14 protein-coding genes are annotated in these 15641 nt (G+C 55.3%); 13 read left to right on the top strand and 1 reads right to left on the bottom strand.

The window, feature by feature from the left end; all coding sequences use genetic code 11:
• The first annotated feature begins 101 nt into the window (after positions 1–101).
• The 3 genes from ACE1BR_RS12840 to ACE1BR_RS12830 all read left to right on the top strand — a co-directional run bounded on the left by ACE1BR_RS12840 (position 102) and on the right by ACE1BR_RS12830 (position 5767).
• Positions 102–3380 (top strand): DUF5107 domain-containing protein, encoded by a 3279-nt coding sequence (locus ACE1BR_RS12840; RefSeq protein ID WP_374870841.1) that lies wholly within the window; start codon positions 102–104, stop codon positions 3378–3380.
• A gap of 81 nt (positions 3381–3461) precedes the next feature.
• Positions 3462–4913 (top strand): sugar porter family MFS transporter, encoded by a 1452-nt coding sequence (locus ACE1BR_RS12835; RefSeq protein WP_374870839.1) that lies wholly within the window; start codon positions 3462–3464, stop codon positions 4911–4913.
• A complete protein-coding gene (locus tag ACE1BR_RS12830) occupies positions 4910–5767 on the top strand; it encodes an aldose 1-epimerase (RefSeq protein ID WP_374870837.1) in 858 nt (285 codons plus the stop codon). The genes ACE1BR_RS12835 and ACE1BR_RS12830 overlap by 4 nt, the downstream gene beginning before the upstream one ends.
• Positions 5768–5783: 16 nt before the next feature.
• On the opposite strand, the gene ACE1BR_RS12825 is transcribed toward ACE1BR_RS12830, so the two are convergent.
• Entirely contained in the window at positions 5784–6590 is an 807-nt protein-coding gene (locus ACE1BR_RS12825; protein ID WP_374870835.1) for a DeoR family transcriptional regulator, read from the bottom strand.
• A gap of 274 nt (positions 6591–6864) precedes the next feature.
• On the opposite strand from ACE1BR_RS12825, the gene kbaZ reads away from it, so the two are divergent.
• The 10 genes from kbaZ to ACE1BR_RS12775 all read left to right on the top strand — a co-directional run bounded on the left by kbaZ (position 6865) and on the right by ACE1BR_RS12775 (position 15622).
• Complete coding sequence (gene kbaZ, locus ACE1BR_RS12820; RefSeq protein ID WP_374870833.1) at positions 6865–8178, top strand: tagatose-bisphosphate aldolase subunit KbaZ; 1314 nt, start codon at positions 6865–6867, stop codon at positions 8176–8178.
• 12 nt (positions 8179–8190) lie between these two features.
• The gene (locus ACE1BR_RS12815) at positions 8191–9402 is read left to right on the top strand and encodes an SIS domain-containing protein (RefSeq protein ID WP_374870831.1); all 1212 of its coding nucleotides are present in this window, start codon (positions 8191–8193) and stop codon (positions 9400–9402) included.
• Between the two features lie 82 nt (positions 9403–9484).
• The gene (agaF, locus tag ACE1BR_RS12810; RefSeq protein ID WP_374870829.1) at positions 9485–9925 is read left to right on the top strand and encodes a PTS galactosamine/N-acetylgalactosamine transporter subunit IIA; all 441 of its coding nucleotides are present in this window, start codon (positions 9485–9487) and stop codon (positions 9923–9925) included.
• The gene (gene nagA / locus ACE1BR_RS12805; RefSeq protein ID WP_374870827.1) at positions 9926–11134 is read left to right on the top strand and encodes an N-acetylglucosamine-6-phosphate deacetylase; all 1209 of its coding nucleotides are present in this window, start codon (positions 9926–9928) and stop codon (positions 11132–11134) included.
• Entirely contained in the window at positions 11125–11979 is an 855-nt protein-coding gene (locus ACE1BR_RS12800; protein WP_374870825.1) for a tagatose bisphosphate family class II aldolase, read from the top strand. Before nagA ends, ACE1BR_RS12800 begins: the two co-directional genes overlap by 10 nt.
• 38 nt (positions 11980–12017) lie before the next feature.
• Positions 12018–12488 carry a PTS N-acetylgalactosamine transporter subunit IIB gene (gene agaV / locus ACE1BR_RS12795; RefSeq protein ID WP_374870823.1) on the top strand — a complete coding sequence of 157 codons (471 nt, stop codon included), beginning with the start codon at positions 12018–12020 and terminating at the stop codon, positions 12486–12488.
• A 9-nt stretch (positions 12489–12497) separates the two neighbouring features.
• Positions 12498–13286 (top strand): PTS N-acetylgalactosamine transporter subunit IIC, encoded by a 789-nt coding sequence (agaW, locus tag ACE1BR_RS12790; RefSeq protein ID WP_374870821.1) that lies wholly within the window; start codon positions 12498–12500, stop codon positions 13284–13286.
• 1 nt (position 13287) lies between these two features.
• On the top strand, positions 13288–14127 hold the full coding sequence (locus ACE1BR_RS12785) for a PTS system mannose/fructose/sorbose family transporter subunit IID (RefSeq protein ID WP_374870819.1): 840 nt from the start codon (positions 13288–13290) through the stop codon (positions 14125–14127).
• A gap of 20 nt (positions 14128–14147) precedes the next feature.
• Positions 14148–14876, top strand: coding sequence for a sugar isomerase domain-containing protein (locus ACE1BR_RS12780; RefSeq protein WP_374870817.1), 729 nt, complete (start codon positions 14148–14150; stop codon positions 14874–14876).
• 14 nt (positions 14877–14890) lie between these two features.
• Positions 14891–15622: a sugar isomerase domain-containing protein gene (locus ACE1BR_RS12775; RefSeq protein WP_374870815.1), complete on the top strand. Its 732-nt coding sequence runs from the start codon at positions 14891–14893 to the stop codon at positions 15620–15622.
• Positions 15623–15641 lie beyond the last annotated feature (19 nt).

Genomic DNA, 15641 nt, shown 5'->3' with positions numbered 1-15641 from the left:
TTACTGTATTGCGTGATCTTTCAGCAATTAATGTAGGTTTAACCATTCTAATCTGGTCTAACTGAAAACTTTACTAACAAATGTTGAGTGAGGCGAGATTAATGAGAGCTGATGTCAAGGTCTGGGTAGAGACCATCTCACTGCCGACCTACGAGGTAGGCGCCGAAGATCCCAACCCCATGTTTCTCGAGAAGCGGGTCTATCAGGGCTCCTCGGGGGCTGTCTATCCCTATGGGGTGATCGACACCCTCACCGGCCAGAAGCAGATGAAGTCCTATCAGGCGGTTTGGCTGGAGAACGACTTTATCAAGGTGATGCTGCTGCCGGAGTTGGGTGGGCGTCTCCACCGTGCCTACGACAAGGTGATGAATCGCGACTTCGTCTATTACAACGAGGTGATCAAACCGGCGCTGGTGGGGCTGGTGGGACCCTGGATCTCCGGCGGCATCGAGTTCAACTGGCCCCAGCACCACAGGCCCACCACCTTTATGCCGGTGGATTTCACCATTGCGGAGCTGGAGGGCGGCGCCAAAACCGTCTGGCTCGGCGAGGTGGAGCCGATGCGTGGTCTGCAGGTGATGGCGGGCTTTACCCTCTATCCCGACAAGGCGCTCATCGAGATCACTGGCAAGGTGTTCAACGGCAACGACACGCCGCGCCACTTCCTCTGGTGGTCCAACCCGGCGGTGAAAGGGGGCGATGCCCACCAGAGCGTCTTCCCGCCCGATGTGACCGCCGTCTATGACCACGGCAAGCGCGACGTCAGTGCCTTCCCCATCGCCCGCGGCACCTACTACAAGGTGGACTACTCCGCCGGGGTCGATATCTCCCGTTACCGCAATATTCCGGTACCCACCTCCTATATGGCGGACAAGTCTGACTACGACTTTGTCGGTGCCTACTGCCATGATGAGCAGGGCGGCCTGTTGCACGTGGCGGATCACCACGTTTCGCCGGGCAAGAAGCAGTGGAGCTGGGGCAACTGCGACTTCGGTCTGGCCTGGGATCGCAACCTGACCGACGACAACGGCCCCTACATCGAGCTGATGACCGGGGTTTACACCGACAACCAGCCCGACTTTACCTGGCTGGATGCGGGGGAGGAGAAGGTGTTTGTGCAGAACTTCCTGCCCTACAACACCCTGGGCACCCTGCAAAATGCCAATACCCGCGCCGCCATCAAGCTGGAGCGCAGCGACGACGGCCTGCTGTGCGGTGCCTACGCGATCGCGCCGCTGAGCCACGCCCGTTTCGAAGTGAGTGACGAGAGTGGCGTGCTGTTCACCCAGACGCTGGATCTGCAACCGGGTCAGGCCTGGCTTGAGCCGCAGGCCATCACCAGCGAGGGGCGTTTGCAGGTACGCCTGCTGGATGAGCAGGGCCAGTCGATCCTGAGCTATCTCGAACATCAGCCTGCGGGCGAAGCCCTGCCGGATCCGGCCACGGCACCGGAGCCGGCCGTCAATCTCGACTCAATCGACGAGCTCTACTTCATCGGCCAGCATCTTGAGCAGTATCTGCACGCCAGCCGCTCGCCCTTTGATTACTACCTGCGGGCTCTGGAGCTGGATGGTGGCGACTATCGCTGCAACCTGGCGCTGGCGACTCTGGAGTACAACCGCGCCAACTATGAGCAGGCGCTGGTCTACGTCAATCAGGCGCTGACCCGCGCCCATCGCCTCAACAAGAACCCCCAGTGTGGCAAGGCGAGTTTGCTGCGCGGCAACATCGAAGAGCGTCTGGGGCAGTTCGATGCCGCTTTCGATGACTTCTACAAGGCGACCTGGAGCGGTAACTGCCGCGACAGTGGCTTCCTCGGGTTGGCCCGCATCGCCATGGTACGGCGCGATGCCTCGCAGGCGCTGCAATTTGTCGAGCGCAGCCTCGCGGTCAACGGTACCCACTACGGCGCCATCGCCCTCAAAGGGTTGGCGCTGCTGGAGTCTGGTGAGCAGGAGGCGGCCATCGCCTATATCGACGAGCAGCGTGTCCGTTATCCGCTTCACTATCAGCTGGCCTTTTTGCGCTGGTTGGCAAGCGAGCAGCCGACCGATCTCGAGGTGCTGCGTACCCTGTGCAACGGGCGCGGGGTGAATCTCTGCTTCTTGGCGAGCAATCTGCTGGCGCTGGGACGCCCCGAGCTGGCGCAGCAACTGCTCTCAACACTGCAGGTGGAGGAGACCCTGCCGCTGCTGTTCCAGGCTGCATTGTTGCCGGAAGGTGAGGCGCAGGATGCCCTGCAGCAACGGGCCGAGCAGGCCTTTAGCTGCAAGGTGCGCTTCCCCAATACCCTTGGCGAGGTGGCCATGCTGGCGCAACTGCCACACAGCTGGTTTGCCAGCTATCTGCTGGGCTGCTTCCACTACAGCAAGCGCAGCTACTCGCAAGCTATCGCACTGTGGCAGCAGGTGTGCGAGCAGGCGCCCGGGTTTGCCCCGGCATGGCGCAACCTTGGCATCTATCACTTCAACAAGAGCGGCGATCCGGTGGCGGCCGAGCAGTGTCTAAGCCGAGCCTTTTCCCTCAAGCCGGATGATGCCCGTTTGCTGTTTGAACTGGATCAACTGCACAAACGTTGTGCCATGGCACTCGCCGAGCGGTTGGCCCTGCTGGAGGCGCACCGTGCGGTCGCCCTCAAGCGCGACGACCTGACCGCCGAACTGCTCAGCCTCTATCACATCACCGGCCAGCTGGATGCGGCGGCCGAGATCTTGCGGCTGCGCGAATTCCACCCCTGGGAGGGGGGCGAGGGCAAGGTGACCGGTCAGTACCTCATCAATCAGCAGCGCCGGGCGTTGGCGTTGATGATTCAGGGACGCCACGAGCAGGCTATTCCGTTGCTGCAACAGGCGTTTCACTACCCCCTCAATCTGGGGGAGGGGCGTCTGGTAGGACAGACCGACAACGATATCCATTACCTGTTGGCGCTCTGCCATCTGGCCTGTGACAACCAGAGTCTGGCGGCCCAGTGCCTGCAACAGGCCTGTCTGGGTCAGGGTTCGCTGGGGGCCAGCCGCTACTACAACGATCAGCCGGTGGATTATCTCTTCTACCAGGGTATGGCGCTGGCACGTCTTGGTCGGGTTGCGGAGGCGCAGCGTCTCTTTGAAGGGATGGTCGGCTGGGCCGAGCAGGCGATGGGCGAGTCGGTCGAGGCGGACTTCTTCGCCGTCTCACTGCCGGATCTCATCGTGCTGGATGACGACCCGCAACACAAACATCGCCAGCACTGTCTGCTGGTCCGGGCGCTCGGCCTGTTGGGGCTGGGTCAGCGGGATGGTTGTGAACAGACCTTGCAAGAGCTACTCACCCTTAACCCGGCTCACGACAAGGGGCACCTCTTTGCCCTGATCTGCCGCGAGCTGTCACTCCACTCATAACTCTCATAACAAAAACCGGCGCCCCGCCACGGTGAGGGGCGCCACTGCACCCTACAATCGACAAGATGATAAGGATGAGCCATGGAACGCACGAAAAATCAATTGGATACGAATGGGCTCAATATGAGCTACATCTGGATGATCTGTTTGGTGGCTGCCTGCGGTGGCCTGCTGTTTGGTTATGATTGGGTCGTGATTGGCGGGGCCAAGCCCTTCTATGAGGCCTATTTCGCCATCACGGATCCGGCCCAGTCCGGCTGGGCAATGAGCTCGGCGCTGGTGGGCTGCGTGCTGGGGGCCGCCATCTCCGGCTGGTCAGCCGACCGCTTCGGTCGCAAGAAGCCGCTGATCCTGGCCGCCATCCTCTTCACCATCTCGGCGTGGGGCACGGCCGCGGCCAGCAACTTCGATCTGTTTGTGGTCTATCGCATCATCGGCGGTATCGGCATCGGTCTGGCCTCTGCGCTCTCGCCCATGTACATCGCCGAGATCAGCCCGGCCAACAAGCGGGGCAAGTTCGTGGCCATCAACCAGCTCACCATCGTGATCGGGGTGCTGGCGGCTCAGCTGGTCAACCTGATGATCGCCGATCCGGTGGCGAGCAATGCGACTCAGGCCGATATTCTGGCCACCTGGAATGGACAGTCCGGCTGGCGCTGGATGTTCGGTGCCGAACTGGTACCTGCGCTGGCGTTTCTGGTGTTGATGTTCTTCGTGCCGGAGTCGCCGCGCTGGTTGGCCAAAGATGGTCAGTATGAGAAAGCCTCCCGCATGCTCGGCAAGATTGGTGGCGATGCCTATGCCAAGCAGACCCTGGCCGATATCCGTCAGACCTTGGTGGGTGAGACCCACAAGGTCTCGCTGGCGGAGCTGGGCAAACCCTCGGTGCAGCCGATCCTCATCATCGGGATTGTACTGGCAGTCTTCCAGCAGTGGTGCGGTATCAACGTCATCTTCAATTATGCGCAGGAGATCTTTGCCTCCGCCGGGTTTGACATCAACAGCACCCTCAAATCCATCGTCGCCACCGGTCTTATCAACTTGCTGTTTACCCTGATCGCACTGCCCATGGTGGACAAGATTGGCCGTCGTAAGCTGATGCTGATTGGCTCGGCGGGGCTGACCATCATCTACGGCATGATGGCGGCGGCCTATGCCACAGGCGTACTGGGGCTGCCGGTATTGCTGCTGGTGTTGGCGGCTATCGCCATCTATGCCCTGACCCTGGCGCCGGTAACCTGGGTGCTGCTCTCCGAGATCTTCCCGAACCGGGTACGCGGGCTGGCCATGTCGGCCGGTACGCTGGCGCTCTGGATCGCCTGCTTCGTGCTGACCTACACCTTCCCGCTGCTCAACGCCGGGCTAGGGGCCGCAGGCAGCTTCCTGCTCTATGGCCTTATCTGTTTTGCCGGGCTCATCTTCATCTACCGCAAGGTGCCCGAGACCAAGGGAGTAACGCTGGAGGCGCTGGAAGCCCAGTTGGCTCAAGGCAAGGTGGAGCTGACGCCGACCAAGGCGAGAGCCTCGGCATGACGGTCTACACATTGAGCAACCCGCATCTTCGGATGCGGGTTTCAACACAAGGGGCTTGTTTGCTGGGGCTGGAGGATGAGCAGGGGCGCCCGCTGCTACGCGACACGGACTTGGCGCAGCCCTGGCATCCCGGCCAGAGCGCGCTGTTTCCCATGTTGCCGCTGGCCAATCGGGTCGCTGGGAACCTGTTCGAGCTGTGGGAAGAGGCGTGTGCGTTGCCCGCGAGCGAGCTCGATCCCGATTTCTTTTTGCATGGGGATGGCTGGCTACAGCGATGGCAACCGGTGGCGTTGACCGACAGCTCGGTGACTTTGCAGCTCAACAGCCAATGCGGCCCGTTTCACTATCTGGCCGAGATTGACTATCGACTGCAGGGTGTGAGCCTGCTGGCACGTATCAGTCTGACCCATCTGGGGGAGGTGCCCTGTCTCTACGGCGCCGGTTTTCACCCCTTCTTCTGGCGCGACGAGCAGACAAAGATTCGCTTTCTGGCGAGCGGCGTCTGGCAAGAGGGAGCGGATCATCTGCCGACCGACTGGTCGAGCAGACTGGCGCCCCACCTCGATTTTCGTCAGTGGGCTCGCCCGCAAGGGTGGCTCAACCACTGTTACGGCGGCTGGCGCGGTCAGGCCGAGCTTGACCATCCTGCCCGCCAGCAGCGCCTGCTGGTAGCAAGCGAGTGTGCCTTCCTGATGCTTTACCAGCCCAATGAGGGGAGCGGTTTTGTTTGTCTTGAGCCCCAGAGCCACGCCGCCAATGCCCACCATTTGGCCGGTCACCCCGGTTTGCGGCTACTCGCCAGAGGTGACCGTATGAGTATTGGTATGACCCTGACAGTGATTGCCGGGAGCTGACCTCATCCTGATCCAATCAGTGGGGATCCGCCGGTACCAGCAGTACCTCGATCCCGGCGTGACGCAAGCCAGTCAGCACTTCTGCTGGCAGCGCATCATCGGTGATCAGGGTATGAATACGCGGGGTATCGATAATTTTGTGCAAGCTGCGTCGGCCAAATTTGCTGGAGTCGGTGACCACGATGATCCGCTCGGCCACTTGGCACATACAGCGGTTAAGACGCGCTTCATCTTCGTGATGGGTACTGACGCCACGCTCGAGGTCGATGCCATCCACCCCGAGAAACAGCAGGTCAAAATGGTAGTTCTGCAGTGATTGTTCAGCTTGCGCGCCATAGAACGAGAGTGATTTGCGGCGCAGGTGGCCGCCGGTCATTAGCAGTTCGACCCCCTCAGCTTCAAGCAGCGCATTGGCTACGTTCATACCGTTGGTCATCACCAGTGTCTCTTGATGCTCCCGCAGATGACGAGCCACCTCCAGCGTCGTGGTGCCCGAATCGAGGATAAGACGACACCCGGGTTGCACCAGTGTGGCCGCCAGGGCGCCAATCCGCTGTTTGGCCGGCGTATTGAGCACACTTTTGTCGGCAATGGTTCGCTCGGGCACGGCCTGATTGGGTTCACACAGCAGGGCGCCACCATAGGCGCGTACAGCGACCCCTTGTTTTTCCAGGAATGCCAGATCGTTGCGAATGGTGACGGTCGACACATGATAGTGGGTGGCCAGTTCATTGACCTGAACGCTGCCATTGCTGCGCAGTTGCTGAATGATCCGTTCCCGCCGCTCGCTTGTCCCGAGCGTGCTTCTTTCTGTTGTTTGCATAGTCTCTTCTGCCGGAGTGCTGTGGTGAAAATAATCTTTCACTTCGTTACGTTTTCATATTAACGCTCAGCGGTAGAGTCAAATCAAGCCATTGCTACGCTTTTTCACAGCAAGATTTTCATTTTTCATCGTCCCGATTCTTTCATTGCCTTTCTTTTTGTGATCCCTCTCAAGAAGATAGAACTCTTTTGTTTCGTTTTCTTTGTGTCGCCACTAGGGTAAAGAAAATGAAGCGAAAGGTCACTTTCATCTAGAGCAACGAAGGAAGATCAAAATGAAATCCATGCTGGCACTGGTCGAAAGACATAAACAGGGAGAACAGGTCGGGATCTATGCCGTCTGCTCCGCTCACCCGCTGGTGCTGGAGGCTGCTTTGCGCTTGGCCGCCGAAGGGGATCAACTATTGCTGGTCGAGGCTACTTCCAATCAGGTGGATCAGTTCGGTGGTTACACCGGCATGACGCCAGCCGATTTTCGTGAGCGTCTGTATCAACTGGCTGCCGAGTGCCACTTTCCGGCACACAGACTCATTCTCGGAGGTGATCACCTTGGTCCCAACCGCTGGCAAGGTGAGCCAGCCGAGCAGGCCATGGCCCATGCCGAAAAGCTGATTGCCTGCTATGTTGCCGCCGGTTTCAAGAAAATCCATCTCGACTGCAGCATGTCTTGTCAGGGTGACCCGGTGCCGCTGACCGATGAGCTGGTCGCAGAGCGGGCCGCTCGGCTGGCGCAGATCGCCGAGCAAACTTGTCTGGCCACCTTTGGCCGGAGCGATCTGGTCTATGTCATTGGCACAGAGGTGCCGGTGCCGGGCGGTGCTCATGAAGAGCTGGCCGAGCTGGCCGTCACCACACCGGAAGCGGCACGGCATACCCTGGAAGCTCACCAGCAAGCCTTCGCTCAGCTCGGTCTGGCCCATATATGGCCACGGGTGATCGGGTTGGTAGTGCAGCCAGGGGTTGAGTTTGACCACACCCACATCATCGACTACCAACCCGCGAAAGCGGCACCACTGAGCCGGATGATCGAAGCCTACCCTCATCTGGTGTTCGAGGCTCACTCCACCGATTACCAGACCCCCGAGGCTTATCGTCAGCTGGTTCGCGACCACTTTGCCATTCTCAAGGTCGGCCCGGCCCTCACCTTTGCCCTGCGTGAAGCGCTGTTTGCCCTTGCCGCCATCGAAGAGGAGCTGGTTGTCGCCAAGGCGTGCTCAGGTCTGCGCCAGGTGATGGAAGAGACAATGCTGGATCGCCCCGACTTCTGGCGCAGCCACTATCAGGGCAGTGCCAACGAATGCCGACTTGCTCGCGGTTACAGCTACTCAGACCGCATTCGCTATTACTGGCCCGATGCGCGTGTCGATGAGTGCTATGCCAGATTGCTTACCAACCTGGCCGCAGAGCCCATCCCCTTGCCACTGCTCAGCCAGCATCTGCCCCTGCAGTACCGCAAGGTACGTTTGGGCACGCTGTCGGCCAATCCCCATGACCTCATTCTTGATCAGGTACAGGAAGTGTTGCGCAGCTATGCCAATGCTTGCGGCACAGCCTGCCCCTGTCCTTCCCAGCTCGACCCTGTCGTTTAAGGAGTTGTAGACATGATCCTTGGTTATCCAGAAGAGATGCTGCGCACGGCCAATGGCCTGGCGACAGCCCGTGAAATTCATCAACAACCGGCAACCTGGCGGGAGACCCTTGCCATGGTGGAGGAGTGTCGTACTCCGCTGGATCGCTTTCTTGCCCCTCTGCTCTCCCATGGCAATCTGCGGGTGATCCTGACCGGTGCCGGTACCTCCGCTTTTGCCGGGCGAGCACTGGCTCCCTACCTCTCTGCTCGTCTGAATCGCCGGTTCGAGGCGATTGCCTCCACCGATATCGTCACCGATCCGGCCGAGTATCTGGCTGAGGATTGCCCGACTCTGCTTATCTCATTTGCTCGCTCAGGCAACAGTCCCGAGAGCGTGGCGGCTGTTGAGTTGGCAAGTCAGTTGCTTAGCCATTGCCACCATCTGGTGCTCACCTGCAACGGTGAAGGTGCTCTCTATCGTCGCTGCCAGCAAGATTCCCGCTCTCTGGCCCTGCTGATGCCGCCCCAAACCAATGATCGCAGTTTCGCCATGACCAGCAGTCTGACCAGCATGATGCTGAGCTGTCTTGCCGTCTTCCTGCCAGCACAGTTCAACCAGCAGACCTGCGCCCCACTGGTTGGCGTCAGTGAAGCAATCCTGGAGCAGGTTGTTCAGCAGGTCCCTGCATGGAATGAACCGCTGCCACAACGGGTCATCTATCTTGGCAGTGGCAGTCTGCAAGGGGTTGCTCAGGAGTCGGCGCTCAAACTGCTGGAGCTGACTGGTGGTCGGCTGGTCGCCCTGTTTGACTCGCCAACCGGTTTTCGCCATGGTCCCAAATCCGTCGTCAATGCACAGACCCTGATCGCCCAGTTCATCTCCAATGACCCCTATACCCGTCAATATGATCTGGATCTATTGCGCGAACTGCGGGTCGACGGACAGGCCGCCCGGGTGGTCGCCATTGCTGACCAGCATGACCCCCGTATCGAAGAGGGTGAGCACATTTATTTGCCCCACCCCCTGCAGGGTGATGATGCCCAGCTCTCCTTTTGCTACCTGCTCTATGCCCAGTTTTATGCCTTCCATACCTCGCTGGGCTTGGGTATCAGCCCGGACAATCCCTGCCCGACTGGGCAAGTTAACCGGGTTGTACAAGGGGTAAAAATTTATCCATATGAAAGCCAGGAATGCGAATCAACGGGCAGAAATAGAAACAGAGATGAATCACTATGTATATGAATGAATTGCATATTTAAATTTGTAAACGTTTTCATTTTTCATGGCCTGTTTGTCGTTAATCATTAGAAAAGGAGTGAGTCACATGCTGGGCATCATCATCACGGGGCATGGCGGTTTTGCCAGCGGACTGGCAAAGGCAATGGAACAGATCCTCGGTGAACAGTCATATGTGGCGGCAATTGATTTTCCCGAATCATCGACCACCAGCAAGTTGGAGCATCAACTTGCAGAGGCCATTTTGGCTGTAGAGCAGGGTGATGGAGTGGTGTTTCTCACTGACTTGCTAGGAGGAACGCCTTTCCGGGTGGCCTCTTTGTTATCAATGGCAGCACCCAAACGAGAGGTGATCACCGGAACCAATCTCCAGTTGTTGTTGGAAATGTTGCTTGAGCGTGACGGTTTGAGTGTCAGTGAATTTCGTGTTCAGGCCCTCGCTTGCGGTCACCGGGGTCTCACCTCGCTGGCGGATGAAATGCAAAAAGATCGTCAGGCTGATGCAGCACTCGTTGAGGAGGGAATCTAAATGGCCTCACGGATCCGTGCTCGTCGCCTGCTGACCGAACAGGGTTGGCTGGAACATCAGGAGCTCACCCACCAGGAGGGCATCATCACCGCCATCACCCCCATCACCCCCATCACCGATGGTGATCCGGCGCGGGATGTCGAGCTGTTGGTGCCTGCGCTGATCGATGGTCATGTCCACGGTGGGGCTGGTGTCGATGTCATGGATAACGACAGCAACGCCCTCGGCACCTTGTCGATGGCCAAGGCAGCAGAAGGGGTCGGTGCTTTTCTTGCCACCACGGTCACCGCGCCGCTTCCCGAGATCGAACAAGCTCTTGGCCGCATCGCCGACGGTGTTGCCAGCGGCATGCCGGGTGCCGAGTTGCTTGGCTGCTATCTGGAAGGTCCCTACTTCACACCGGACAACAAGGGCGCCCACGATCAGGCACTGTTTCGGGAACTGGATCTTGCCGAGCTGAAGCAATTGCAACAGCTGGCACGCGGCACCCTGAAAGTGGTCGCGTTGGCACCGGAAAAAACCAATGCCATCACGGCTATTCGTCATCTCGCCGCCAGCGGTGTGCGGGTGATGCTGGGCCACTCGGCGGCGGATCACGATACCACCATGGCAGCGCTGACGGCGGGCGCCTCCGGGCTGGTGCACTGCTTCAATGGCATGCGTGGTCTACATCACCGCGAGCCCGGCATGGTCGGTGCGGGCCTGGTTCATCCCGATGCCTGGCTGGAGTTGATCGCCGATGGTCATCATGTCCACCCGAGCGTGCTCAAGCTTTGCCACTGCTGTGCTGGCGAACGTCTGCTGCTGATCACCGATGCGATGCGTGCCGCTGGCATGCCCGATGGCCACTACCTGCTGGGCAACTACCGAGTCGAAATGAAAGAGGGAGTGGTACGTACCGAGGCTGGTGGTCTGGCCGGTAGCACCCTTACCCTGCTTGGTGCCGTACGCAACATGGTCAATCTGGCTGGGGTTCCGCTTGCTGATGCTCTTCGGATGGCATCGCTGGCTCCTGCCCGCATGCTCGGCATTGCCGATCGTCTCGGTTCGCTGGCAGTTGGCAAACAGGCCAACCTGCTCGCTCTGACCGCAGAACTCAATCAACAACACATCTGGGTTGCTGGCCGGGAGATAGATCTCGCCCACTTCGCCCCCCTTTTCTCAGGATCTCGCGTCAATCAGGACGCACAGGAGTCACTATGTATCTGATCTCTTCCCATGAAATGCTCAAAGATGCCCAGCGCCGTGGTTACGCTGTGCCTGCGTTCAATATCCATAACCTCGAAACCGTACAGGTTGTTGCCCGCACTGCCGCTCGCATGCGCTCTCCTGTGATCCTGGCTGGCACCCCGGGCACCTATCGCCATGCCGGGGTCGAGTATCTGGTCTCCATCTGTCAGGCTGCTGCCCATGAGTACCGCATTCCGCTGGTGCTGCATCTGGATCACCATGAAGATGAGCAGGATATCCGCAATAAGGTTGAAGCGGGCATTCGCTCCGCCATGATCGATGCCTCACACTTTGCGTTTGAAGAGAACATCGAGAAGGTTCGCAGTGTGGCCACTTTCTGCCATCGCATGGGCGCCAGCGTTGAAGCCGAACTGGGTCAGCTGGGCGGTCAGGAAGATGACCTCATTGTCGATGCCGCAAATGCCAAATTTACCGATCCGCTCAAGGCGGCCGAGTTTGTCCGCCGTACCGGTATCGACTCGCTGGCGGTTGCCATTGGTACCGCACACGGCCTCTACAAGGAAGAACCCCGTTTGGACTTTGCCCGCCTCGCCGCCATTCGCGAGCAGGTGGATATTCCGTTGGTACTGCACGGCGCCTCCGGTGTGCCGGAAGCCGATGTCCGCCGCTGTATCGAACTCGGGATCTGCAAGGTCAACGTTGCGACCGAGCTGAAGATCGCCTTCGCCGATGCCATGAAAGCATTTCTCGGTAGTCATCCGGATGCCAGTGACCCACGCCAGTATTTGGTCCCTGCCATGGCAGCAATGGAAGAGGTAGTCGAGGCGAAAATCCGCATGTGTATGAGCGATAACAAATTATAAAAACCGATATTAGTAACGTGAAATAAAGGACTAGCACTATGCCCAATATTGTTTATACCCGAATCGATGAGCGAGGATTACATGGTCAAGTCGCTGTAGGCCATGGCCCTCATTCTGGATGCAACCTGATTCTTTTTGCCAATGACGCGGTTTCGCAAGATCCTGCACAACAAGCATTGGCAAAAATGTCTGCTGGTGAATTTGATACCCGGTTTTTCAGTTTGCAGAAAACGATTGATGTCATTCATAAAGCGGCGGACCATCAAAAAATATTTATCCTTGTTCGTACACCTCAGGATGCATTAACCCTTGTTAAAGGTGGTGTGCCGATTAAGAAAATAAATGTTGGAAATATGCATTACAAGGAAGGAAAAGAACAGGTTCATGCAACTGTGTCGCTGGATAATAATGATAAAAACACATTCAGAGAGTTAGTTGGTCTCGGGGTTTCTTGCACCATCCAACGTAACCCATCAGATACCCCCATAAATATTGAACAATACTTGTAAGGTGAAAATATGGATATTTTAACTGTATTCGCCATCGCCCTGTGGGTCGGCTTCGCCGGGCTTGATTATTATGGCTCCGGGTTGATGTTTGGTCGGCCTATAGTCACCGGGACGGTTGTTGGCCTGCTGATGGGTGATATTGAGTCAGGCTTGTTAATTGGTGCGACGTTAGAGCTAGCCTGGCTTGGTTTAATGCCATTGGCTGGTGCTCAACCACCTAATGTCACTATCGGTTCTGCAGTTGGTGTTGTTTTCGGGATCCAGTCTGGATTATCTCCTAGTGCAGTTGTCGGTGTGGCAATACCATTTGCAATCCTGATGCAACAGTTAACCGTTATTCAATTTACTGGTTTTGCCACCTTGATGAATAAAGTCGACAAGATGGCTGACAATTGTGATGTAAAAGGGATCGAACGAGTTAACTACTTGGGGATGGCTGCCTACTTCTTCACCTTCTTCATCTGCGCGTTTATTCCGACTTACTTTGGTGATGTAGTAGCAAAAACAATTGTTGAACAGGTTCCGAAAGTCATTATAGAAGGGTTAAGCATCGCTGGTGCCATGATGCCGGCACTGGGTTTTGCAATGCTTTTGAAAATGATGTTGAAAGAGAAAAAATATACTCCATTTTTCATCATCGGCTTTGTCTGTGCGACATTTTTGAAGTTGCCCGTTATCGCTGTTGCGCTTCTTGGTTTGTCTGTCGCAATTATCGATTATTTTAATCATGCCGAGCGCAAGAATAGCAAAAATAAAGTAACTCCGCTTGACAATGAACAGATGGATGAGGGCATTTAATATGTCACAGCACACTGAAAAAATGATGAACAATGAAGAATATCTTGACCAGGACACTAACGCAGTGCTGGATCAGAAGATTATGAGGCAGTCCTGGCTGCGGATGCTGTGGGTTCAGGCTTCATTTAACTATCAAAGGATGCAATCATCCGGATTCCTCTATGCGATGTTACCGGCATTGCAGCGAATTCATAAGAATAAGCATGACCTCTCGTTGTCATTGAAGCTGCATAACGAGTTTTTTAATACAGCACCTTGGCTGGTTACTTTCATGCAAGGGGTTATCCTTGCCATGGAAAAAGGCAAGCAACCAATAGAAACCATCCGCTCTTTCAAAGTGGCGGCGATGGGACCATTAGGCGGGATTGGTGATGCAATGTGTCAACTGACAATATTGCCTATCACAGCCTCTATTGCAGCAGCCTTGGCATTGGATAAAGTTTATATCGCGCCGCTTATTTTCCTGTTGCTCTTTAACCTGGTTAGATTTTCAATCTATATCCCGTTGTTTAACTATGGTTACAAATTAGGGCTCAATGCGCTTGGCTCTCTGAAGCAGCAAAGTGATGCATTTAGTCGTGGTGCAACAATTCTTGGTCTGACAGTGGTAGGCGCACTCACTGCATCATTTGTCAGGGTCAAACTTGGTGCTGAAATTCATCTCGGTGACACGGTATTGAATATCCAGGATGGGATTTTAGATAAAATAATGCCTAATATTTTGCCTCTTATTATCGTTATTGGGTGCTACAAGCTGATCATGCGTGGGCTATCACCTGTAAAAATGATGCTTGGCATGATTGTTGGTTCAGTGTTACTGCATTATGTCGGAATACTTTAATAGATATATGAGAGGACAACATGATTAAGTATATAGATAACTGTAAAGCCATAATTGAAAAAGTGATGGCAAATGAAGGGACTAACATTGAGAATGCAGCGAAACTGATGAGCAAAGCAGTTCAGCATGATGGTGTTATTCATGTTTCTGGTGGTCACTGCCATATATATGCGATGGAAACATTTTATCGCGCGGGTGGCTTGGTGCCGATCAACCCTCTGCTACCACATATTTATTCTACCGCACCGCGAACTCAGGCTTATTCAGATCATATTTATGAAGTTGAAGGTGTTGGGACGACTATTTTTGAAGACCAGCATGTAACTGTACATGATAGTGTTATTTTGGCCTCGATTGCAGGGCGTACAATTCCAACGGTAGATATCGCTTTGGCGGCCAAAAAACGTGGGCTTCCGGTGATCGCATTGCAATCGATGGAGTTCAGCAAACGGACAAAACCAAAGCACTCTTCGGGTTTGTTTTTGAGTGATATCGCAGATATTACGATTGATCTCAACATTCCGTATGGTGATGCGGTCATCGAATTGGATGGACTATCCGAAAAATGTTGCCCGGTATCATCCATTATTGGTTTTTCAGTTATTCAAGCATTAGTGACACAGACGGTATGCAATTTGGCTGAGGCGGGGGTAACACCACCAGTCTGGGTTAGTTCAAATCTGGATCGTGGAGATGCGATCAATAAAAAGCATATTTTGTCTATGAAAGGCCGTGTGAGCTGCCTGTAATTGGAGATGGTTATATGTACAAGAAATATTTGACTGACTTGCTACAACATATTGATGCGGTGAAAGAACAGCAAGAGGTAATTGAACAGTGTGCTATAGCGATGGCCAATTCAATTATCAATGATGGCATGATCCATGTTACAGGCTGTGGCCATTCGCAAATGTTCGCCCATGAGATGTATTTCCGTGCTGGAGGCCTGGTGCAAGTCAATGCTATTTTACCACCTGTTCTGGCGTTGTCTCCCTATGCTCCGATGAGTACTTTTGCTGAACGGCAACATGGGTTGGCAGCAGTAGCACTTGATGGTGAAAAAGAATTGCGCCAAGGCGATATATTAATTGTGGTATCTACCTCCGGGCGCAACCCGGTGCCTGTAGAATTTGCCATGGAGGGTAAAAAAAGAGGTTTGACCGTGATTGGTTTAACTTCATTTGCATTTACCCGTTCAGTGTCATCAAGGCACCAGAGCGGTAAAAAATTGGAAGATGTTTGTGATTATGTACTTGATATGGGGGGAGTACCAGGAGACGCAATTATTCCGGTGCCCAATCATGATTTTTCTACCGGTTCAATTTCTTCCGTCATTGGTTTTACTATTTTGAACAGTTTGGTATGTGAATGTGTTAAACAGACTATCAAACTGGATAAACAACCATTGCTATGGCGTTCTGTTAATGCGGTGCAAGCCGCCGAAGCAAACAAAGGTAGTCTTGATAAGTATAAAAATAGAGTTACCTGCATGTAGTTTAATGGTGATATTGCCT

Source organism: Aeromonas sp. MdU4 (genome assembly GCF_041929505.1).
Lineage (GTDB): Bacteria > Pseudomonadota > Gammaproteobacteria > Enterobacterales > Aeromonadaceae > Aeromonas.
This window is presented reverse-complemented; position numbering and strand designations above follow the sequence as displayed.